Annotated in this window: 16 protein-coding genes; 8 read left to right on the top strand and 8 right to left on the bottom strand. The window is 65.5% G+C overall.

The annotated features are described in order from the left end of the window. Nucleotides 1-192: 192 nt before the first annotated feature. The gene (locus tag ACW177_RS09025; RefSeq protein ID WP_492025391.1) at nucleotides 193-2241 is read left to right on the top strand and encodes a beta-galactosidase; all 2049 of its coding nucleotides are present in this window, start codon (nucleotides 193-195) and stop codon (nucleotides 2239-2241) included. A 99-nt stretch (nucleotides 2242-2340) separates the two neighbouring features. On the opposite strand, the gene ACW177_RS09020 is transcribed toward ACW177_RS09025, so the two are convergent. Continuing rightward, nucleotides 2341-3558 carry an LL-diaminopimelate aminotransferase gene (locus tag ACW177_RS09020; RefSeq protein WP_492025390.1) on the bottom strand — a complete coding sequence of 406 codons (1218 nt, stop codon included), beginning with the start codon at nucleotides 3556-3558 and terminating at the stop codon, nucleotides 2341-2343. A 161-nt stretch (nucleotides 3559-3719) separates the two neighbouring features. Continuing rightward, entirely contained in the window at nucleotides 3720-3911 is a 192-nt protein-coding gene (locus tag ACW177_RS09015) for a hypothetical protein (RefSeq protein WP_492025389.1), read from the bottom strand. Nucleotides 3912-4118: 207 nt separating this feature from the next. On the opposite strand from ACW177_RS09015, the gene ACW177_RS09010 reads away from it, so the two are divergent. Further along, nucleotides 4119-4259, top strand: a complete 141-nt coding sequence (locus ACW177_RS09010; protein ID WP_008261426.1) for a hypothetical protein — start codon at nucleotides 4119-4121, stop codon at nucleotides 4257-4259. Between the two features lie 66 nt (nucleotides 4260-4325). Next, nucleotides 4326-5696: a class II 3-deoxy-7-phosphoheptulonate synthase gene (locus ACW177_RS09005; RefSeq protein WP_492025388.1), complete on the top strand. Its 1371-nt coding sequence runs from the start codon at nucleotides 4326-4328 to the stop codon at nucleotides 5694-5696. On the opposite strand, the gene ACW177_RS09000 is transcribed toward ACW177_RS09005, so the two are convergent. Beyond that, nucleotides 5674-6885: an FAD-dependent oxidoreductase gene (locus tag ACW177_RS09000; protein ID WP_492025387.1), complete on the bottom strand. Its 1212-nt coding sequence runs from the start codon at nucleotides 6883-6885 to the stop codon at nucleotides 5674-5676. The two genes, ACW177_RS09005 and ACW177_RS09000, sit on opposite strands and share 23 nt — an antisense overlap. A 203-nt stretch (nucleotides 6886-7088) precedes the next feature. Here ACW177_RS09000 and ACW177_RS08995 point away from each other — a divergent pair, with 203 nt between their 5' ends. Continuing rightward, a complete protein-coding gene (locus tag ACW177_RS08995) occupies nucleotides 7089-7655 on the top strand; it encodes a prephenate dehydratase domain-containing protein (protein WP_492025386.1) in 567 nt (188 codons plus the stop codon). 291 nt (nucleotides 7656-7946) lie between these two features. After that, a complete protein-coding gene (locus ACW177_RS08990; RefSeq protein ID WP_492025385.1) occupies nucleotides 7947-8705 on the top strand; it encodes a chorismate mutase in 759 nt (252 codons plus the stop codon). Nucleotides 8706-8724: 19 nt separating this feature from the next. On the opposite strand, the gene ACW177_RS08985 is transcribed toward ACW177_RS08990, so the two are convergent. From ACW177_RS08985 to ACW177_RS08975, 3 genes are all read right to left on the bottom strand, one after another. Beyond that, on the bottom strand, nucleotides 8725-9633 hold the full coding sequence (locus ACW177_RS08985) for an SDR family NAD(P)-dependent oxidoreductase (RefSeq protein WP_492025384.1): 909 nt from the start codon (nucleotides 9631-9633) through the stop codon (nucleotides 8725-8727). 98 nt (nucleotides 9634-9731) lie between these two features. Next, nucleotides 9732-11684, bottom strand: coding sequence for an acetate--CoA ligase (gene acs, locus ACW177_RS08980; RefSeq protein WP_492025383.1), 1953 nt, complete (start codon nucleotides 11682-11684; stop codon nucleotides 9732-9734). 2 nt (nucleotides 11685-11686) lie between these two features. Further along, nucleotides 11687-13036 (bottom strand): DcaP family trimeric outer membrane transporter, encoded by a 1350-nt coding sequence (locus ACW177_RS08975; RefSeq protein WP_492025382.1) that lies wholly within the window; start codon nucleotides 13034-13036, stop codon nucleotides 11687-11689. Between the two features lie 160 nt (nucleotides 13037-13196). Between ACW177_RS08975 and ACW177_RS08970 the strand changes: the two genes are divergently transcribed. After that, the gene (locus tag ACW177_RS08970; protein WP_492025381.1) at nucleotides 13197-13811 is read left to right on the top strand and encodes a response regulator transcription factor; all 615 of its coding nucleotides are present in this window, start codon (nucleotides 13197-13199) and stop codon (nucleotides 13809-13811) included. On the opposite strand, the gene ACW177_RS08965 is transcribed toward ACW177_RS08970, so the two are convergent. After that, on the bottom strand, nucleotides 13808-17188 hold the full coding sequence (locus tag ACW177_RS08965; RefSeq protein ID WP_492025380.1) for a hybrid sensor histidine kinase/response regulator: 3381 nt from the start codon (nucleotides 17186-17188) through the stop codon (nucleotides 13808-13810). The two genes, ACW177_RS08970 and ACW177_RS08965, sit on opposite strands and share 4 nt — an antisense overlap. Before the next feature lie 91 nt (nucleotides 17189-17279). After that, nucleotides 17280-18950, bottom strand: a complete 1671-nt coding sequence (locus tag ACW177_RS08960; RefSeq protein ID WP_492025379.1) for an MFS transporter — start codon at nucleotides 18948-18950, stop codon at nucleotides 17280-17282. A 477-nt stretch (nucleotides 18951-19427) separates the two neighbouring features. Here ACW177_RS08960 and ACW177_RS08955 point away from each other — a divergent pair, with 477 nt between their 5' ends. Together ACW177_RS08955 and ACW177_RS08950 are read left to right on the top strand one after the other, a co-directional pair. Beyond that, nucleotides 19428-20681: a TetR family transcriptional regulator gene (locus tag ACW177_RS08955; protein WP_492025378.1), complete on the top strand. Its 1254-nt coding sequence runs from the start codon at nucleotides 19428-19430 to the stop codon at nucleotides 20679-20681. Between the two features lie 271 nt (nucleotides 20682-20952). After that, nucleotides 20953-23157, top strand: coding sequence for a TonB-dependent receptor (locus ACW177_RS08950; RefSeq protein ID WP_492025377.1), 2205 nt, complete (start codon nucleotides 20953-20955; stop codon nucleotides 23155-23157). Nucleotides 23158-23169 lie beyond the last annotated feature (12 nt).

Below are 23169 nucleotides of genomic sequence, written 5' to 3'. Positions count from 1 at the left end.
CCTGACCCGTCGTTCGTGCGTCGAACGAGTGCCGACGACGTTGCCACGACGGGGCGCCGCATTTACAGTGTTAGCGCTATCAAAAGACGGGTCAACTGTCTGGGCGAAAGGGAAGGCGTCGTGTGCTCCATCGCCGATAGGTTCACGAAACGCCGTGCCGACATGTTGATGGCGCGCAGGAGGAGAAGCGGAATGAAGGCCCTAATGATCAGCATGGCCGCCATGCTTGCGGCGGTCGCTGGCGTGGCGAATGCGCAGGACGCCGTTGATCGGCCGCCCCAGGCCGCGCCCCCTGGCCGCCTGTTCGTCGGAGCCAACTATCAGCCGGTCGATCGGACGTCTGCGGAAGTTCACCAGGACATCGCCTTCATGCGTCGCGCCGGGTTCAACGTCGTCCGAATGGGAGATCTGGCCTGGGACTATTTTGAACCCACGGAGGGCAGGTTCGATTTCGTCCGTTTCGATGCGGTCATGGACGAAATGCAGGCCAACGGCATTCGCGTGATCCTGGATATTCCGGGCCAACCCGCCCCGATCTGGCTGCACCATCGCTATCCGGGCGTTGATCTGGTCGACCAGGACGGCGTGCGCCTCAATCCGGCTGAACGATATATGGACAATATCTCGGACCCGGATTACCGGCGGCTGCTGCACCGGATGGCCGATACGCTGACCCGCCGGTACGCCGACCACCCGGCCGTGATTGCGGTGGGCTACAATAATGAGATCGGCAACGGTTTCATGTCCTACTCGGCGGCGGACCGCGACCGGTTCGTCGCCTGGCTGAAGACCCGCTACGGCGATATCGAGACCTTGAACCGCGCCTGGGCGACCCAGCGCTGGTCGCGCCGGATCGGCTCCTGGGACGAGGTCGATCTCCCCTACGGCGACGGTCCCGGCCCGTTCGAACGTTATTTGGATCTGCGACGCTTCTGGTCCGAAGAGACCATTGATGTCCTGACTGAGCTGGACGCGGTGCGGCAGGCCAATATGCCGGACACGCCCGCTCTGTCGAACCTTTGGCCCGGCTCCGGTCGCAAGGGTTTCGACTATTTCTCGAGCTATCGGCGATACACCGACCACGGCGCGTTCGGCTACTACGCCGGAGATGCGATCGGCGGCGCCTATGAGACCATGCAGATGCGCGGCGCGCTGGAGACGCCGGTCTGGTTCAATGAATTCCAGGCAGGCGGCGGCGGCTATTACGGCACGCGAGGCCGCTCGCGCATGTGGGCCTATTTCGGTCTGCTGAACGGCGGGCAGGGCTTCCTGGCCTGGACCTTCAACACCCACAGGGGTGGGGAGGAACAGGCCCTGTTCGGCCTGATCGATCACGACAATACGCCGTCCTGGAAGCTGGACGAATGGGGACAGATCGCGTCCGAGTTCAGTCGCCTTGAAAAGCTAGGCTTCCCCCGCAAGCTCTCGCCCAAGGTAGCCTTCGCCTATTCGTTCGAAGCGGAGGTGGCCTCGGACCCGCATTCACGCACCAATACGGTGCGCCAATATTTCACGACGCCCTATATGGATCAGCAGCGAAACGCCTTCGCGCCGATCTATAACGACAATATCGACGCCGCCGTTATCGACGTCGCCCATGAGGATCTGAGCCCCTACAAGCTGGTCGTGGTTCCGGCCCTCTATCTGATGAGCGACGCCGCCGCATCCAACATCCGCGCCTATGTGGAGAACGGCGGGACCGTGATCATGACGGCCTTCTCCGCAAAGGTGGACGAGACCAATCAGTGGTTCGATACGCCGCTGCCGGGGCGGTTGGGCGACGTGTTCGGCCTGCGCACGAAGGAGTTCTATCGGGCGTCCTTCCCGCTGAAGGGCGACATCGGGGGGCAGGCGTTCACCTCGACCATCGACTTCTACGAGGTGCTGGAACCCACTACGGCGACCGCCATAGGCCACATCGGCAATGTGGACGGCGCGCCGCCCTCCGCGACCGTCAACACCTACGGCAAGGGCCGGGCCATCTATGTGGCCATGCCGGCGCAACCGTCTGTGATGACGCCGCTGTACCGCAGTCTTTACGCCGAGTTGGGCATTGATCGCGGGCCGATCACGCCCGAGGGCGTCTATGCTCGCGTCGTCGAGGGACGCACCCTCTATGTCAATACGACGGGCGAACCCAAGGATGTCGCCTATGACGCGCAAGGCCGAGGCTTGCTGTCGAACAGCCGCGTTGCCGACACCCTGCGGCTGAAGCCTTGGGGCGTCGAGGTCGTGGAATAACGGAAAGCCGCGCGGTCATTCCGTCGGAGGCGATTGTGGACGGCCGGAACCGCAAAGTTCCGGCCGTCGCGACCGAGTCGGAGCGGCTGTCCCTGACTATCAGACGTCCGCCACTTCGCGGCCGGGGGGCACATTGACCCCCATCGACTTCAGGTAGCCGCGAATGTTGCGTGCAGCCTGGCGAATGCGCTGTTCGTTCTCGACCAGGGCGATGCGGACGAAACCCTCGCCGTTTTCGCCGTAACCGACCCCCGCCGCGACCGCGACCTTGGCGTGGGTCAATAGTTGCTTCGAGAACTCGAGGCTGCCCAGATGGGCCAGCGCCGGGGGCAGGGGCGCCCAGGCGAACATCGAGGCGGCGGGCTTGGGGATGTCCCAGCCGGCGCGGGCGAAACTGTCGACCAGGACGTCGCGGCGACGGTGATACAGGGCCCGGTTCTGATCGACGATATCCTGCGGCCCGTTCAGGGCGGCGACGGCGGCCGCCTGGATCGGCGTATAGGCGCCATAATCGAGATAGGACTTCACCCGCGCCATGGCTGCGATCAGCTTGCGATTGCCCACAGCGAAGCCGATGCGCCAACCGGCCATGCTGTAGGTCTTGCTAAGCGAGGTGAATTCGATCGCCACGTCCTTGGCGCCCGGCACCTGCAGGATCGAGACCGTCGGTTTGCCGTCGTAATAGAGCTCGGAATAGGCCAGGTCGCTGATGATCCACAGGTCGTTGGCCTTGGCGAAGGCGACGACCCGCTCATAGAAGGCCAGATCGACCGTCTCCGCCGTCGGGTTCGACGGATAGTTCATCACCAGGATCTTGGGGCGCGGCACAGTGTAGGCCATGGCCCGCTCGAGGCTCTCGAAATAGCGCTCGTCCGGCGTGGTCGGTACGCTGCGGATCGCGGCGCCGGCGATGATGAAGCCGAAGGTGTGGATCGGATAGGACGGGTTGGGCGCAAGAACGACGTCGCCCGGCTCGGTGATGGCGGTCGCCAGGCTGGCCAGGCCTTCCTTGGAGCCCATGGTGACGATCACCTCGGTCTCGGGATCCAGGTCCACGCCGAAGCGGCGGCCATAATAGTTGGCCTGGGCGCGGCGCAGGCCGGGGATGCCCTTGGAGGCCGAATAGCCGTGGGCGTCGGGCTTGCGCGCCACTTCGCACAGCTTGTCGATCACGTGGGGCGGGGGCGGCAGGTCGGGGTTGCCCATGCCGAGGTCGATGACGTCCTCGCCGGCCTGACGGGCGGCGGCTCGCATGGCGTTGGTCTCCGCGATCACATACGGAGGCAGGCGCTTCATGCGATAGAATTCTTCGGACATCTCGATCTTCATGGGTGGAGGATTACGGGGCGCCAGCGATGCCACCGATGCGCGCTTCGCGAAACAGAAAGATGACCTCAGAAGCCGTTTTCTCGCTGAAACATGTGTCCGCACCCTCGATACGCCCACCCGAAGCAAGAAGCTTGCGAAGCTGAGGTTCGTCAGGGTTCGAACGCGCGCGGTTCCTCGGCGATCCCGCTGGGCGGCCTCAGGTTCAACGAAGCGCTGCGTCGCCGCCGCACATAGTCCGCCAAGCCGCGCACCTCGGCCTCGACGACGCCGTCGCGCTCCATCAGGCGACGCACGATGGGATCAGCGAGCATCTCTTCTAGGGTCAGGTCGTAAGCCGCCATGTTGCGTCTCCGGCTCTTGGTTTCTCCCCCATTAAGGACATGGGAAGACTGGCCGCGGGCGCCAGCGCCGCAAGCCTGTGTCGTAGAAATTTCATCGCCCAGCCTCAGGCGCCGCACCTGTAATCCGAAGGCAGAGCGAATTGCTGATTGCGTCGCGCGCGCCAGACCGCCACCCTTGCCCCAACGACAGACTCCACGAGGACGCCCATGGCCCGCAAGCCCAACTACAGTTTCGAACGTCAGGAACGTGAGCGCGCGGCGGCCATAAAGGCGGCGGAAAAGGCGGCCGCCAAGGCTGAACGCAAGGCGGCGGACGCTGCGGAAAAGGCGCCGCCCGCCGAGGATTGAGGCTCCGCTGCAAAATCTATTCGTGTTTTCGTTGTTCGGGCGGCCGCAAAGCTCTATTCTTGCACGATGACACGCTGGACCCCCGAAAGCTGGAGAACCAAGACCGCCCTGCATATGCCGGCGGACTATCCGGATCCCAACGCCCTGGCCCTGGTCGAGGATGAACTGCGCGCCCTGCCGCCGCTCGTCTTCGCCGGCGAGGCTCGACGCCTGACGTCGAAACTGTCCCAGGTGGAGCGGGGCGAGGCCTTCCTGCTTCAGGGCGGCGACTGCGCCGAGAGCTTCAAGGAGTTCTCGACCGACAATATCCGCGACACCTTCCGCCTGATCCTGCAGATGGCGGTTGTCCTGACCTTCGCCGGGCGCAAGCCGGTCGTGAAGGTGGGCCGGATCGCCGGCCAGTTCGCCAAGCCGCGCTCTTCGCCGCTCGAAGAGATCGACGGCGTCGAACTGCCCAGCTATCGCGGCGACATCATCAACGGCATGGGGTTCACGCCGCAAGAGCGCGCGCCCGATCCTCAGCGCCTGATCCGCGCCTATAATCAATCGGCCTCGACCCTGAACCTGCTGCGGGCCTTCGCCGGCGGCGGTTATGCCGACCTCTACAACATCCACCGCTGGACCCTGGGCTTTGCGGGCGACAACGCCGCCGGCGCCCAGTACCGCGAACTGGCCGACAAGATCACCGAGGCCCTGGCCTTCATGGAGGCCGTCGGGGTCACGCCCGAGACCCATCCGGACCTGAGCCGGGTCGAGGTCTTCACCAGCCACGAAGCCCTGCTGCTGAACGTCGAGAGCGCCCTGACGCGGCTGGACGGAGGGTCGGGCGAATGGTTCGACACCTCGGCCCACATGCTGTGGATCGGCGAGCGCACCCGCCAACTGGACGGCGCCCATGTCGAGTTCATGAAGGGGATCAAGAACCCCATCGGCGTGAAGTGCGGACCGACCATGACGGCCGACGATCTGCTGCCGCTGATCGACGCCTTGAACCCGGACAATGTCTCGGGCCGCCTGACCCTGATCGGACGCTTCGGGCACGACAAGGTCGGCGAGCGCCTGCCCAAGCTGATGCGCGAAGTGAGCGCCTCGGGCCGCAAGGTGATCTGGTCTATCGACCCGATGCACGGCAATACGCTGAAGGCCGGCAACGGCTACAAGACCCGGCCGTTCGACCGGATCCTGGGCGAGGTACGAACCTTCATCGACGTGGCCGAATCCGAGGGAGTCCACCCCGGCGGCGTCCACCTGGAGATGACCGGTCAGAACGTCACCGAGTGCATCGGCGGGGCCCAGGCCGTGACCGAGGACGACCTGTCCAACCGCTATCACACCCACTGCGACCCGCGCCTGAACGCCGACCAGGCGCTGGAGCTGGCCTTCCTGGTGGCGGAACGGTTGAAGTCGGGCCGGATCAGCCGCTCGGAAGCCGCCTGATCGACGGGAACAACGGGGCGACGAGGCCGATGGTCGCGTTCGCCTCGTCCCGGTCCGGCGTCTCGTCGTCGATTCCGACGCCGTTCATATCGTTGCGCGTGGCCTGAACCACGATCCCGTCCGGTCGCGACAGCACCGTCACGCCCCGGAAATGCAGGCCGTAGTTCGCCTCGGGCTGGGGCGCGAGCCAGGCGATCTGACCGCGCACGGGCATCAGTTCCTTGTCTTCGAACAGGGCTTTTGCGCCATAGCCGGTGCAGTTGATCACGATCTTCTCGGGCAGGGTGGTCAGGTCCGCCGGCGTGTTGAAGGTGCGGGTCTCGATCCGCCCGCCCTGGCTCAGAAACTCAGTCTCCAACCGATGCGCCAGCTCAGCGACGTTGAACTGCATGGCGCTGACCATCCGGGTTTCCCTGACCGGAAAGGGCGAGGCCGAGGCGGGGAAGGGGATGGATCGCGGCGCCAGCCCGTCCAGCCTGTATTCGGCGAAGCGGATCGGTTTTACGCCGGGTGCGGTGCGGATCGGTGGCGGTTCGGCCGTACGGGGCAGGTCCGCTGCGCCAGACAGGATATAGCGGTCGCTGAACACGACCGGATCGCCCTCAGTCCCCAGATAGGTTTGGTGGGTCGCGTAGGTCTCGCGCGCCATCTGCTCCCACAAGGCCGGGAATTCAGCCCCGATACGGTCGGCGTCGGCGATGCGGCTGTCCGGCGTCCAACTGCCGGTCGCGCGCATCGACCGCGTGAAGGCGGCGCGGTCGCGGGCATAGATGGTCACCCGCGCCCCCATCCGCTGAAGCTGAAGCGCCGAGGTCAGGCCCAGAGCGCCGCTGCCGATCACGGCGATGACAGGAGGCCCTCCCGCGAGTCCGGCCAGAGCCATGGCCTTGCGCGCCGCAATAGCGCTGGAGCCCCAGGACAGGGACCAGCCGCTGCCGCCGTGGCCATAGTTGTGCACCACCTTGGTCGCGCCGACCGTTTCCACGTCCAGGCGGGGGCCTGTGGGGCGGAAGGGGCGGGTGCAGACGGTGATGCGGATGATCCGCTCGGGCTCCATCAGGATCGGCGCGATCCGCCGTGGTGCGAATCCTGTCGCGGGCAAGACGGCCGGTGTCGAGGCGCAGCCTGCGATGGTTCCCGCCAGACCCGTCAACACGGCGCGACGGCTGGAGCGAGAGACGACGGACATGAGCGGCTCCGGGAGATACGAACTGCGACGCTAGCCGGACCTCGCGCCGCCCGAAAGCGCTCCCCGATCACATTCGACTTGTGGCGATGAAAGCGGCGCCGCAGATACGGCCCGAAACGGTCACGGCTCGGACAAGTATGCTCCGTCTGATCAGCGACCAACCAAAGGGAAGGCTTTCGGGCGAGAACCCGGAAGTGACGAACATGGACAAGCCAGCGCACCAAGACGAAAAGCCCGGCCGGGTCGCCTATCAGGGCGCGCCGGGGGCGTTCAGCCATGAGGCCTGCGCGGTCCTGCGGCCTTGGGATACGGCCGTGCCGTTCGAGACGTTTGCGGCGGCTCTGGACGCTTTGAAGAGCGGTGATTGCGACTGCGCCCTGATCCCGGTCGAAAACTCCTCCATCGGGGTGGTCGAGCCGGCGGCGACCCTGGTGCGCGAGTCCGGGCTGACCGTCGTCGCCGAGGCCTGGCGGCCGATCCGTCATGCGCTGATGGGGCTGGACGGTGCGCGGATCGCCGATCTGAAGCAGGTGCTCAGCCACCCCATCGCCCTGGCCCAGTGCGAGCAGACGCTGAAGGGCCTGAAGCTGAACGTGGTCGAGCATTTCGACACCGCCGGCGCCGCCCGCGACGTCGCCGAGGCGGGCGATCCGACCCAGGCCGCCATAGCGCCGATGGGGGCTGCGGAAGTCTATGGCCTGTCGATCCTGCGCAACGATCTTCAGGATTCCAGCGACAACCGGACGCGTTTCGTCCTGTTGTCGGCCTGAGGGGACTTGACGACGCACGGTCTTTGCGTGCTTTAAGGCCCCACGGATCGCAATCGATCCGCATAACCGGACCCGGACCCATGTCCCGCCAGCGCGTTCTTTCTGTTTCCTTCGACCGTTCGCGCACGGTTTCCGGTCTCTATTTCGGCTACGGCTTTTACGGCTTTCGATACGCCGGCTGAGGCGTCGGGCGCTCTTCGTCCCTGACTGTCTCGCCGGCGACCGCTCTGGACCAGAGCGGCTGTCCGCCCCTGCACATCGAAATCCCCCCTTTGCCGAAAGCCTAATCCCATGCCCAATTCCAACGTCCAGAAAGTGTGGCCTGACGTGGTCGAACTGACCCCCGAACAACAGGCCCTGGCCGCTCTGCGCGCCGAGATCGACGCCATCGACGATCAGATCCTGGCCCTGTTCGAACAACGTCTCGCCGTCGCCGCCACTGTCGGCCGCGCCAAGGACGCTCCCACCGGCCCCCACACCAAGCTGCGCCCCGACCGCGAACAGACCGTACTGTCGCGGATGTTGTCCAAGGCCCAGCCCGAGAACGCCGAAGCGGTCGAGCACCTCTGGCGTGAAATCATCGGCTGGGGCTTGGCGCGCCAGGGCCGGCTCCAGGTCCAGGTCTGGGCCCCCATCGAACCGACCCGGGCCTATGACGGCGCCCGGCTGCGTTTCGGCGCCGCCGCCGACATCAAGATGGTGCGCGACCCGCAAAAGGCCCTGGCCTTCGCCGCCGAGGGTCACGGGGTCGCCGTCCTGGCCATCAACACCGAAGACGCCTGGTGGATGGGCCTGCGTCGCGAATGGTCGATGCTGAGCGTGTTCGACGGTTACGGCGGCGAGACGCCGACATCTCTGGCCGTGGGCAAGATCGACCCGCCGGCCCTGCCGAGGGGCCGCCGCGTCGTCGTCACCGCCGGCGGTGATGCGGGCGACGGCGGCGGCGCGCGTCGCTGGGGCCTGAACACCCACCACGGCTGGACCATCGCCCTGACCGAGGCGGAACTGACCCCCGGCGAGGCGGAAGGCTGCGTCGGCGCGATCGGCTGACCGCGCCGACTGATGCGGCTCAGGAGGCGTGAGCCTTCTGGGCCTTGGTCAGTTCGATCATCCCCTGGGCGGCGCCCATCTCCGGCACGATCTCTTTCGTGCGGTCGGAGATGGCTTCGAACTGGGCCGCCACCTGCTCCGGCGCATCCTCGCCCATGATGTGGACGCCCTCGGTCAAGGTGACATAGGCCCGTTCGAACCCGCCGGCGCCCGCCGCCAGAATACAGCGGCTGGGCGCGTCACGGCTCAACAGATACAGCAGGCCCGGCGTCACCAGTTCCGGCGCCAGCGCCTCCAGCGGCAAGGCTGCGCCCAGGTCTTCCGTCATGCGCGTATGGGCGGTCGGGGCCAGGCAGTTGACGCGGATGTCGTTCTTGCCCCCCTCGATCGCCAAGGTCTGCATCAGGCCCACCAGGGCCATCTTGGCCGCGCCATAGTTCGACTGGCCGAAATTGCCGTACAGACCCGAGGACGAGGTGGTCATGACGATGCGGCCATAGTTCTGGCTGCGCATGATCTCCCACACCGCCTTGGTGCAGTTGACCGCGCCCATCAGATGGACGTCCAGAACGAAGCGGAAGTCCTCCAGCTCCATCTTGGCGAAAGAGCGGTCGCGCAACACCCCGGCGTTGTTCACCAGCAGGTCGACCCGGCCCCATTTCGCCCTCGCGGCCTCGACCATGGCCTGAACAGCGGCGAAGTCGGTCACCGAGGCCGCATTTGCCATGGCCTCGCCGCCGGCCGCCTCGATCTCGGCCACGACGGCCTCGGCGGCGGTGGCGGAACCGCCGGAACCGTCGCGGGCGCCGCCCAGATCATTGACCACCACCTTGGCCCCGCGCGCCGCCAGAGCCAGGGCGTGCTCCCGCCCCAAACCGCCGCCCGCGCCGGTTACGATCGCCACCTGACCGTCAAACCTAATCGTCATCTCGTCGTCTCCACCCAAGGACTGAGGCGTTCGGCCCTAGGGCCTGCCCCTTGATCCGGTTTTGACGATGCCAGCCGCGGCGCACAAGTCCGGGCTGCTCAGCCCGCGCGGTTCTTGACCAGATCCTCAACGACGGACGGATCGGCCAAGGTCGAAGTATCGCCCAGCGCCCCGATCTCGTTCTCGGCGATCTTGCGCAGGATACGGCGCATGATCTTGCCCGACCGCGTCTTGGGCAGGCCGGGGGCCCACTGGATCACGTCGGGCGCGGCGATAGGACCGATCTCGCGACGGACATGGGCGCCCAGGGCCTTGCGCAGGTCCTCGGTCGCCTCGACCCCCTTGTTCAGGGTGACGTAGGCGTAGATGCCCTGGCCCTTGATATCGTGGGGATAGCCGACCACGGCCGCCTCGGCGACGTCGTCGTGCAGCACTAGGGCGCTCTCGATCTCGGCCGTGCCCATCCGGTGGCCTGAGACATTGATCACGTCGTCAACCCGGCCGGTGATCCAGTAATAGCCGTCCGCGTCCCGGCGACAGCCGTCGCCAGTGAAGTACCGGCCCGGATAGGTCGAGAAATAGGTCTCAAAGAAACGCTGGTCGTCGCCATAGACGGTGCGCATCTGACCCGGCCAGCTGTCGGTGATGCACAGATTGCCCGAGACGGCGCCGACCAGCTCCTGGCCCTCTGCATCGACGATCTGAAGTTCGACGCCGGGCAGGGGCAGGGTGGCGGATCCAGGCTTCAGGTCGGTGGCGCCGGGCAGGGGGGTGATCAGATGCCCGCCCGTCTCGGTCTGCCACCAGGTGTCCACGATGGGGCAGCGGCTATCGCCGACCACCTCATGGTACCAGCGCCAGGCCTCCGGATTGATCGGTTCGCCGACCGTGCCGAGCACCCGCAAGGACTTGCGCGACGTCGCCTTCACCGGCGCATCGCCTTCGCGCATCAGGGCGCGCAGGGCGGTGGGGGCGGTGTAGAAGACCTCGACCTTGTGCTTGTCCACCACCTGCCAGAACCGGCTGGCGTCGGGATAGTTGGGCACGCCTTCGAACATCAGGGTGGTCGCCGCATTCGCCAGCGGCCCATAGACCAGATACGAGTGGCCCGTGACCCAGCCCACGTCGGCGGTGCACCAGAAGACCTCGCCCGGGCGGTAGTCGAACGTCAGCTCATGGGTCCAGGCGGCCCAGAACAGATAGCCGCCGGTCGTGTGAAGAACGCCTTTCGGCTTTCCAGTGGAACCTGAGGTGTAGAGGATAAACAACGGATCTTCCGCATTCATCGGCTCAGGGGGGCAGTCGGTCGAGGCCTTGGCCGCCGCGACGGCGTAGTCCACGTCGCGCCCCTCGATCATCGGCACATTGGCGCCGGTGCGGCGGATGACCAGGACGGTGTCGACCTTCACCTTCTCCAGAGCCGCGTCGACATTGGCCTTCAACGGCACGACCTTACCGCCGCGCAGGCCTTCGTCGGCGGTGATGACCAGGGTGGAGCCGCAGTCCTCGATCCGGCCGCACAGGCTGTCGGGCGAAAAACCGCCGAAGACCACGGAATGGACCGCCCCGATGCGGGCGCAAGCCAGAATGGCGTAGGCGGCCTCGGGAATCATGGGCAGATAGATGGTGACCCGGTCGCCCTTCTTGGCTCCGTGGGATTTCAGCACATTGGCCATGCGGCACACTTCGTCGTGCAGACGGCCGTAGGTGATGTGCTGGCTGTCCGACGGGTCATCGCCCTCCCAGATGATCGCGGTCTCGTCCTGGCGATGGGGCAGGTGCCGGTCGATGCAGTTGGCGGCCACGTTCAGGACGCCGTCCTCGAACCAGCGGATGCGGAAGTCTTCCTTCTTGAAGGAGACGTCCTTGATCTTGGTCGGCGCCTTGATCCAGTCGAGGCGTTTCGCCTGTTCTGACCAGAAGGCTTCGGGCGTCTCGCGCGCCGCGATCCGCGCCGCCTCATAGGCTCGCCGGTCCATATGGGCCTTGGCGGCGAAGTCTGCGGGAACGGGGTAGAGGTCTGAATCGGGCACGCGAGACGTCTCCAGCATCGTTAGAATCCGTATTTGGCGAACAGGATCAGTCTGGTCATGTCGCCGCTCGCGCCGGATTCAATTTCGCGATCAGCGAACATCAGTTCGGCGCCCACATCAAACGCCGTAACGGGCGACCAGATCAAGTTGGCGTGGATGCTCTGGGCCGAGCGGTTGACGGCCAGGCCGGTGACAGTCGTGTCATTGTCCACCTTCTGCGCCGACCAGATCAGGCTGGAACGCCAGCCGGGCGCCCAGATGTGGCGATAGGCGGCGAAGCCGGCGACGACGCCGATCGCGTCCAGTTCGCCCGAGGCGTCCAGCACCGCGTCGTTGGAGAAGTTCAGCCCGACATAACGGCCGATGCCTTCGCCACCCGTCACCATCAGACGGACATCGTCCTTGGCCCCGACCTTGATCTTGGTCGAAGCGGACAGGCCCCAGCCGGTGGCGGTGGAATCGATGTTCGTCGCCGGGTTCTGGTATTTCAGCTGGCGCAGCAAGCCGGCGAACTGCAGATCGCCCCACGGCCGCGCCATGGCGTAGCGAGCGGTGAAATCCGGCAAGCTGCTGTCGTCCGCGATGATCCGCGTTCCGCCGCTAAATGGCGTTACGGTCGTCTCGGGATTTTCCACGGAGACCGAGAAGGGGCCGCGCGTGTAACGCACCTGGACCTGGCGGGCGAAGACCGTGCCCTCGGCCGCACCGATGAAGTCGGCGGATTCGGGCAGGACGGCGGTGTTCTGGAAATTGGTCCATTCCTGGCCGATCAGCCAGTTGTCGATGGTGACGAAGGCGCGGCGCAGGGCCGGATTGGCGGGACTGGTCGTGCGCTGGTCCGCTGTGCCGGGCAGGGTCTGGAAATCCATCTCCAGCCGTGTGCCGACCTTGTGGCCGCCGACCAGTCCATCGGTCGTCAGCCAGAACCGGGTCTGGCGCGCGTTGAAGTCGGTCGCCGTGTCCTCGTCCGCGCCGCCGATGGGAATAGAGCCGGGAATGTGGAATTCGCGCAGGGCGTCGCCGTTGACGGGATCCCCCCCGGAATAGCTGGAGGCCGAGGCGTCGACCTTGATGAAGCCGCCGAACTTCACCGTATGGTCGCCGATGCGGAAACCGTCGCTGGGCGCGGTGGCCTGCTGAACCGGCGCCGGTGGGGCAGGGCGGGTCTCCAGCCGGATGATGTCCTGCTGCTGCGCCGCCTGCTGGGTGCGGGCGGCGACGACTTCGGACTTGAGGGCGTTCAACTCGGCTTCGAGCTGAGCGATTCGGGCTTCGAGGGCGGCCTGGGCGTCTTGCGCCGAGGCGGCGCCGGGGGCCAGAAGCAGGGCCGCAACCGCGCATCCTGCCGCCAGGCTGGATTTGATCATCATGGTACCTCCCGCGCTCGTCTGATGCGAGCGTCCGGGTGAACCTTTTCCCCAAGGGGCGTATGCGGCCATTAGCCATTCGTCTAGTTTCGACGAAAGTCGAACCGCGCCATGCTGCCGCCGACGTGGCCGTAAAGCATGCCGCGCAAGGGAAGGACGTCACATGGACCGTATCGTCGTCGCCGACGATCACCCGCTGTTTCGCGCCGCTCTGCGATCTGCGGTGGACAAGGCTGCTCCGGGCGCTGTCATCGATGAATGCGCCAGCCTGGCCGAGGCCCGGGTCGCTCTGGGAGCGGCGTCGGCCGATCTGCTGCTGCTGGATCTGAAACTGTCAGACAGCGAAGGAATGGCCGGCCTCGCCGCCATCCGCGCCGAACATCCGACCGTGCCGGTCGCTGTGGTCTCAGCCAGCGAGGAGGGCTCGGTCGTCCGACGTGTGCTTGCGCTAGGCGCGGCGGGCTTCATCCCCAAGTCGGCCAGCCTGCCGCAGATGGTCGAGGCCATCACCGCTATCCTGGCCGGCGACGGCTGGGCCCCGGAGACGCCGGAAAGCGACGCCGACGACGACCTGGCGGTGCGGGTCGCCAGTCTTACGCCGTCACAGCTGCGGATTCTGGAAGGCCTGAAGGCCGGGCGGCTGAACAAGCAGATCGCCTTCGATCTCGGGGTGTCCGAGGCCACGATCAAGGCGCACCTGACCAGCGTTTTCCGCAAACTGGGCGTCCACAACCGCACCCAGGCGGTAATCCTGGCGAACCAGCTCGATCCGGCCTAGCTCGACAGAAAGGCCTTCAACGCCGCCGGCTTGATCGGCTTGGGCAGCAGGACGGCCCCTGCCGCATTGGCCTTTTCGTTCAGACCATCGCGGGTGTCAGCGGTGACCAGCGCGATCCTGCGCACGCCGCGCGGCCTCAAGCTGTCGATCACCGCAAATCCGTCGGCCCCGTCGCCCAAGTGCAGGTCCACTACGGCGGCGTCGAACGGCCCCTGCGCCTCCAGCGCCGCATCCACTCCGGACACCAGCGTCGGTCGGGCGCCCCATCGCGTCAGCAGGGCGTCGAGGGCTTCCAGGATCACCGGCTCATTGTCCACGCACAACACACGGAGCCCCGCCAGAGGCAGTCGCACCTCATAGGGCGGGGCGACCTCGACGACCGGATCAGCGACGCCGCGCGGTACGGTGATGCGGAAAATCGAACCGCGTCCGACGCGCGAGTTCAGCTCCAGCGGATGGTCCAGCAGGCTGGACAGACGCCGCACAATGGCCAGGCCGAGACCGGCGCCGGGTTCATCGACCGGGGCGCCGGGCAGGCGCACGAACTCGCCGAAGACGGTTTCCTGGTCCGCGTCGGGAATGCCGCGTCCAGTGTCGCACACCAGCAGACGCACCGTCTCGCCCTGCCGACGCGCGCCCACCAGCACCCGGCCTGCATCCGTGTATCGGATGGCGTTGGCGATCAGGTTCTGCAGCATGGACCGCAGCAAGTCGCGGTCGGACCTCACCCACAGGCCGCTGGGCACGAGGGTCAGGGCCAGACCCTTGGCCTCGGCCACCGGGGCGTATTCGCGCCTCAACTCGTCGAACAGACCGTCCATCGGCAGACGCGTGACCGCCGCCTTGACCCCGCCGGCCTCCAGCTTGGACAGGTTCAACAGGGCGGTCAGCAGGCGGTGGGCGCTGTCGATGGCACGGTCAGCGTTGACGGCCAGGGTGCGACTGGTCGGTTCTGCGTCCGGACCAGACACCGCCGGTTCCTCCTTCAGGGCAGCGATGAACAGACGGGCGGCGTGCAGCGGCTGCAACAGATCGTGGCTTGCGGCGGCCAGGAAACGGGTCTTGGACGCCGTCGCATCCTCCGCCACCCGCCGGGCCTCCTCCAGTCGGGCCGTGCGGTCCACGACCCGCGCCTCCAGCCTCTCATTGGCCTCTTCCAACTGGCTGGCCGCCCGCCGCAGGGCGGTGATGTCCGTATAGCTGGTGACATAGCCGCCGCCGGGAATAGGGGCGCCGGAAGAGCGCAGCACACGCCCGTCCGGCTGGAGCCGTTCGTGATCATGCGGAATACGCCGGCTCAGCGCCTCCAGCCGTCGCTCGACCCAGGCGTCGATATCGTCCGGGCTCTCGCCGCGCTCGGCGTTCAGCCGATAGATGCTGGCGATGGGCAGGCCGACGTGAACAAAGCCAACCGGCAGATCGAACATGGACACATATATTCGATTCCAGGCTGTTACGCGTAGATCTTCATCCACCACGATCACCCCCTGATCGATATTGTCCAGGGTGGTCTGCAACAGGTCGCGGCTGAACTGAACGGCCTGGGACGCCTCGTCGAGCATTCGCACCACATCCTCGGGCGCGCGACCGCCGCCCGCCAGCGCCGCCGCGATCACCCGCCGCGCCGAGGCCGCGCCGATAGCGCCGGCCAGCATCCGCTCCGCCGCCCGCGCCAGGCCGGCGTCGGCCGGATCGGCGTCACGCAGTCGGATGTCGGTCTCTGCGCTCCAGGCGGTGAAGGCCCGCTCGGCCCGCTCGTCGCCGATGAAGCGGGCGACCAGGGCGCGCAGATCGCCGACCGAGGCGCCGGACGGCGACGGCTTGGTCTCAAGCCAGTCCGGCCCCAGCCGATCGACGAAGGCTCGCGCCTGCACCCTGTCGATCAGCCTGGGCTGGGCAAACCGCGAGACTCCGACATAGGCGGCCAGGTTCAGCCCCAGACTGACGAACACGCCCAGGGCCAGCGGATCCTTGACCCCCAGCATCACATGCGGATGCCAGGGCGCGCCGGGCGCCAGCTGGGGCAGAGCCAGCATGACGATCCAGACCGCGATCCCGACCATCATACCCGCCAGCGCTCCGTGGGCATGGCCGCCGCGCCACAGCACAGCTCCGAACAGGGCCGGCGCGAGCTGCGCCATGGCCGCAAACGACACCAGCCCCATGGCCGCCAGCCCGCGCGACTGATCGGTCGCCTGATAATAGAGCCACGCCAGCAGAAGCACGGCGACAATGGCCCCGCGCCGCACCTGTAGAATGACGCCCGACATATCCGAGGCGTCACCCCTCATCCGCCAGCGGTCTCGCGCCAGGAAGGGCAGGATCAGGCTGTTGGACACCATGGCCGACAGGGCCACCGCCTCGACGATGACCATAGCCGTCGCGGCGGAAAACCCGCCGACGAAGACGACGGCGGTCAGCAGGGCTTCGCCCCGCCCGAACGGCAGGCCAAGAACCAGCAGATCGGGATTGGTCGACGGCGCGAACAGGGCGCCCGCCGCCACCAGCGGCAAGACCGCCAGACTGGTCAGCACCAGATAGGCCGGGAAGATCCAGCGCGCACGCCGTACATGGCTGGGGTCTGCGCCCTCGACGAAGGCCACATGGAACTGACGTGGCAGGCAGAAGATGGCCAGGGTCGCGATCAGGGTGATAGCCATGAACCGGGGCGTCAGCTCTGGCGGGGCGGCGAGAGCGCCCAAGCCTTCCAGGCCTCGCGCCGGAGACCCGTCCTGCACCAGAAGGACCAGCGCAAAGACCGCCACCAGCAGAAGGGCGCCCAGCTTGACCAGGGATTCCAGACCTATGGCCTGGATCAGACCCCGGTTGTGTTCGGTCAGGTCCGGACGCCGCGCCCCGAACAGGATGGCGAAGCCTGCCAGAACCCCGGCCAGAACCAGGACTGTCAGCCCCTCCGATCCCGCCACCGGCGTCCCCGCCGTCAGCAGCGCCCCGGCCATCGACAGGGATTTCAGCTGAAGCGCGATATAGGGCAGGGACCCCAGAATGGCGACCAGGGTGACGGCCGCGCCGAGCGTCTGGCTCTTGCCGTAGCGGGAGGCGACGAAGTCGGCCATCGAGCCGACATTCTCGCGCCGTGCGGCGGCGGCGATCCGACGCCACAGCGGAAACAGGACCGTCAGGCCCAGCACCGGCCCGATATAGATGGGCAGATACTCCCACCCGTCCCGCGCCGCCGTGCCGACCGCGCCGTAATAGGTCCAAGAAGTACAGTAGATGGCCAGCGACAGGGCATAGACCGACGGTCCCAGCCCGCGTCCGCGCGCCCGCGTCGCCGGTCGTTCCTGATGCCAGGCCACGGCGAAAAGAACCGCCATATAGGCGACCACCAGGCCGAGGATCATCAGGCTGAACATGGCGGCATCTGAACCGGGCAGGGGAGATTTAACAAGTGAAAGGCGGGCCGCCTTGCGACGCCCCGCCCCTCATTCACACCCGAAAGCAGGATCAGGCGTTTAGATCGACGTCCTTGCCTTCCTTGACCAGCAGGAAGCCCAGCACGACCGTCGCCAAGGCCACGATGATCGGATACCAGAGGCCGGAGTAGATATTCCCCGTCGCCGCCACGATGGCGAAGGCCGTGGTCGGCAGGAAGCCGCCGAACCAGCCGTTGCCGATATGATAGGGCAGGGACATGGAGGTGTAGCGGATATTGGTCGGGAACATCTCGACCAGGGCCGCCGCGATCGGTCCGTAGACCATGGTCACATAGAAGCCGAGGATGAACAGGATCAGCACCACCATCGGCTTGTTGACCAGGGCGCTGTCCGCCTTGGCCGGATAGCCGGCGGCGGTCAGGGCGGCGCTCATATCCTTGTCCCAGGCCTTCTTCTCGACCGCGAAGTCCGCCGGGGCCATGGCGTCGCCGCGGAAGCTCTGGACGACCGCCTGATCACCGATCCGCACCTCGGCCACCGTGCCTGCGGGCGCCTCGATATTGGTATAGGTGACGCCGGCCTTGGCCAGGTGCGACTTGGCCACGTCGCAGGACTGGTTGAACACCGTCTTGCCGATGGGGTCGAATTGGACGTTGCAGTCCGCCGGATCGGCATAGACCACGACCGGCGCCGAGGCGGCGGCGGCGGCCAGGCGCGGATTGGCGGCCTGGGTCAGGGCGTTGAACAGCGGGAAATAGGTGAGGGCGGCGATCAGGCACCCGGCCAGGATGACCGGCTTGCGTCCCACCTTGTCCGACAGCCAGCCCCAGAAGATGAAGAAGGGCGAGGCCGCGACCAAGGCGATGGTCAGCATCACATAGACCAGGGTCGCATCCACCTTCATCACCCGTTCCAGGAAGAACAGGGCGTAGAACTGGCCCGTGTACCAGATCACGGCCTGGCCGGCGGTCAGGCCGAGCAGGGCGATCAGCACCAGCTTCAGATTGGGCCATTTGCCGAAGGAGTCCTTCAGCGGGGTCTTGGAACCCTTGCCCTCGGCCTTCATCCGCTTGAACGACGGGCTCTCAGACAGTTTCAGACGGATCCACAGCGACACCGCCAGCAGCAGGATCGAGACCAGGAACGGAATCCGCCAGCCCCATTCTGCGAAGGCCTCTTCGCCGACCGAAACCCGCACGCCCAGGATGACGACCAGGCTGAGCACCAAGCCTGCCGTCGCCGTGATCTGGATGAAGGAGGTGTAGAAGCCGCGTTTACCATGTGGCGCATGCTCGGCCACATAGGTGGCGGCGCCGCCATATTCGCCGCCCAGGGCCAGGCCCTGGATCAACCGCATCAGCACCAGGATGATCGGCGCTGCGATGCCGATGGCCGCATAGGGCGGCAAGAGACCGACCACGAAGGTCGAAAGCCCCATCAGCAGCATGGTCACCAGGAATGTGTTCTTGCGACCCCAAAGGTCGCCCAGCCGCCCGAACACAATGGCCCCGAAAGGTCGCACCGCAAACCCGGCCGCAAAGGCCATCAGGGCGAAGATATAGCCGGTCGTCTCGTTGACGCCCGAGAAGAACTGAACCGTAATGATCGCGGCCAGCGACCCGTACAGATAGAAATCATACCACTCGATAACGGTGCCGACCGACGACGCCAGGATCACCAGCTTGTCGTTCTTACCCACCACATACTCATCGACCGGCGCACCCGTGGCGCTGTCCGTCATTGCGTAGCCTCCCAGCTATCAGGTCTTTCCGACCGTTCACGCCGCTAGCGGCGCATTGACGAGAGAGTGGCGCAGCTATGAGACAAGCGTCAGGGCGACTTTGGTCGAAGCCGTCCGGTTATCGCCTAAGATATATTATGCGAAGCAGACCCAAGTTCGAAGGTGTTGCAAGGCAGGCTTACCCTGGAGCGCAAAGACCCGCGGCGCAGCTATCAAAACGCGCAGCAGCGGGGCTTTGAGCGGTCCGCATTCACCGATTTTCGATCGCCTTCTCGCTAGACGCCACACGGCGCCCCTGCCCCATGGCGGAGAAGTCCCAAGCGCGACGTCTGACCTGGCGATTGGAACGCACCCTGAACATCCCCCTCCCAGGATTAGGAACGCTGGCGGCGCCGCCCTGAAGGCGGAATTCAAATCGTCACGCCATCATCGCATTCGGTCACTCGACAGCTATTCTACGGGACTGCATTTAAGCCCATGCTCAGATCCCAAGCGACCAGCCGAACCGCCGACGCACAGCAGATTGTCGAGGCGGCCATAGCCCAAGCCGCGGCGAACGGACTTCATAGTCTGACGATGCGTGACTTGGCCCAATCGGTCGAAAAGAGCACGACGGTCATCGTCAATCTGTTTGGGACGAAGTCCGGTCTGATCCAGGCGGTGGGCGAAGAAGCGTTGAGGCTGGATACGGACTTCCATGTCCGATTCTTCCAATCGGTCGCCGGTTTGGAGTTGAACCGCGACACCCTTCTGACCTTGGTCCAGCACTATGTTCGTCTGCGCGCCTCGGACGAAGCGGGTTTTGCACGTGTCTGGGAAGCCCTGCTGCTTGAAAGCGATTCCTCGTCGGCGCGTTTCGATCTGATGCGGCGATGGGACACGATGCTCAAGACGGCCTGGAGCGAGCAGCTGGCGGGCATTCCTCAGCTGGAGAGCTACGCCGCCCCCCTGATCGCCTGGACTACGATCGAACAATTCTACGCCGGCGCGCTTCAGGGACGGACTGAATATGAAATCATCGCCGCAGAAGGTCTGGGCGGGCTGATCGACCATGGCCTTGGTCTGCCTGAAAGGCCGGCGACGGCGACCTTTTGGTATCGCGAGAACCTGATCCTGCCTCAAGCTCCCGCCGAGGGGTTAGAGGCGGACTCGATCCAACACAAACTACTGGATATTGCGGCGGACCAGATCCTGGCGGGCGGCGTAACGGCCATAACCAACCGTTCCGTCAGCGCCGTTGCCGGCACCTCCACCTCAACCATCGCCTATCATTGGCCCGATATGCGACGCTTCGTTCTCGACGCGGTCTGGCACAGCGTGTTCAGAGACATGCCCCGTTACATGGCCGGCCAGCGGCCCGAAGGCGACGCTGAAAGCGCAGATATGGAGCGTTGGACGCGGCTTATGGCGCCCACGGTCTCCCTCCCGCCGGATACGGAGGGCTTTTACATCCGATACGCCCGCCTGATTGCCAGCATTTGCGTCGAGGCGCGGCGCGATCCGTCATTGCGGGATCTTGCCATGCTGCTCCGTGGCCCGGAGGGCGGCGGCACCTACTACAACAGCATCGGCGTCTGGCCTGCAGAATTCGACCTGACGCGCTTGGCCGCGACCCGCTTCGCACTCTGGATCAAGGGGCGCGCCCTGATATCTTCCGCGACGGGAATTCCCGTGTCGTCGACGGAGCTTATAGCGGGCGCAAATCAGTTGGTCGCACGCGCCACAAGATAGAACACCCGTTATCCGCGCATCTCGCACGCAGGCTCAGACGTGACAAAAACACTTTAGATAAGCTTCACAAAAGCATCGCTTCGGCAGCCTATCCCCCGGATCGTTGTCGAACAGTTGTTTTTCTGGTGAAGCGAAGGCGGCCTTGGCCTCCTCCCCAAGCCCGCGACCGCCTCGCCTGACGGCCGGATAAGGCGACTGTTCGACAACATCCCCAAACGCTTCGGCGCGCGAGGGAGGGGGTGTCCCCGCGCGTCGCCCGAAGGATGATCAAATGAAACGTCTTCTCCTCGGCGCCTCCGGCGCCGTTCTCGCACTGGCGGCCCTGCCGGCCGCAGCCCAAACCAATTCCCAGACCAATGCGACGACGGTCCAGGACATCGTCGTCACCGCCCAGCGCCGCGAACAAGCCAGCCAGGACGTCGGCGCCTCGCTCAGCGTGGTCGGCGGCCAGGAGCTGGATGAAAAGAACATCTCCGTCGTCAACGACCTCGAAAACGTCGTGCCCAACCTTGAGGTCGACAGCCAGTTCGGCGGCGGCCAGCCCCAGTTTCGCATTCGCGGCGTCGGCGCCCGGGAATACTCCAGCAACAACGCCTCGACCGTGGGCATCTATGTCGACGAAGTGGCCCACCCCTATACGGTGACGACCCAGGGCGCCCTGTTCGACATCGCGCGCATCGAGGTGCTGCGCGGACCGCAGGGCACCCTGTACGGCAGCAATACGACCGGCGGCGCCGTCAACATCATCACCAATGCGCCCACGGCGGACTTCCGCGCCGGCGTAACCGGCGAATACGGTTCGTATGATCGTTACAAGCTGGACGGCTATGTCTCCGGCCAGATCGCCGAAGGCCTGCTGGGCCGCCTCGCGCTCGTCACCGAACAGGGCGGCGCCTGGCAGTACAATCGCGACACCGGTCAGAAGCTGGGCGATCTGGACAAGACCGCCGTGCGCGGCCGACTAACCTGGGATGCGACGGACGACGTGACCGTTGATCTGGCGGCGACCTATATGGTCGACAAGTCCGATGGCCTGGGCTTCCGCCTGCTGGGCGACTATACGACCGCTGGCGGCGTCACCATTCCCAAGGATACGGCCTGGCGCGTTACCGGTTGGTCGCTGTCGGAACAGTTGGCCAAGGTGGCCGGTCGATCGGTTGGCGACAAGCCGGGTCGCGACAATGACGGCCTGGACCTCAGCGCACGGGTGACGGCAAACCTCGGCTGGGCGGACCTGACCTCAATCTCGGCCTACCAGTCGTTCACGCGGTCCGAATACAATGACTGGGACGGCACCAGCGCGCGCGAATCCGACGTCTTCTTCTACAACGACATCGACGTGGTTTCGCAGGAGCTCCGCCTGGCGTCGAACAAGGACGGCCGGTGGAACTGGATGACCGGTCTCCACTATTCGAACGAGAGCAACGACGGCGGCTTCTATACGGAATACCGCGCCATCACCGCCCTGATCCACACGCCGTACAAGCAGGATGTGGAATCGATCGGCGTCTTCACCAACAACAGCTTCAAGGCCACGGACCGGCTGAACCTGATCCTGGGCCTGCGTTACGAGTATGAAGAGCGCAGCCTGACCAGCCCCGGCACCTACCGCCTCAGCGCGACGCCCGGCGCGGAAGTCACCTATTCCACCGATATGTCCGAGGTCACCGGCAAGCTGGGCTTAGAATATGACCTGAGCGACAACTCGCTTTTCTACGCCAACGTCGCGCGCGGCGTGAAGTCCGGCGGCTTCACCACCTACAACGCCACATCGGCCACCCCTTTCGCGCCGGAAGAACTGATCGCCTATGAGGCCGGCGTCAAATCCGACCTTCTCGACCGTTCGATGCGTTTGAACGGCTCGGTCTTCTATTACGACTATAAAAACCAGCAGGTTCAAACGGTTCTGTACGACCGAACCGCCGGCCGGGTGGGTAAGATCGACAATGTGCCCAAGTCGTACATCTACGGCGCCGAACTGGAGTTCGAATGGAACCCCATCGCCGGCCTGAGCATCAGCCAGAACGTCAGCTACAAGCACGGCGAATACGACGAATATAACTCGGTCGATACGACGGCGACGGCTGCGGCCAACCCCACCAACGGGCCGTGGGATGTGATCATCTACACTGATCGTGCGGGCGAAAAACTGCCCTTCCCCAAGATGAACTACGGCGGCTCCATAGCCTATGATTGGCAGATGGGTGGTTTGGATCTGCGGGCGGAGACCAACTACAACTATCGCGACGATCTGTATTCGACCAGCGCCTCGTCGATCATTCCGGCCTACTGGCTGTGGAACGCCAACTTCACCAGCGGCCCCACGAACGCCAACTGGCGCGTCGGCCTGTCGGTGCGCAACCTCTTCAACACCTACTACGAAGAGACGCGCAACGGCTTCAACGGGTCGGCCCGTCCGACCACCTCGCCACAGCCGGGCCGCACTGTGGCGGTCCGTCTGTCGATGGACTTCTAAGGTCTGAGAGAA

It is taken from the genome of Brevundimonas sp. AVps23W (genome assembly GCF_058681395.1).
Note: the sequence above shows the minus strand (reverse complement) of the source record. Positions and strands in the feature narration are given on the sequence as shown.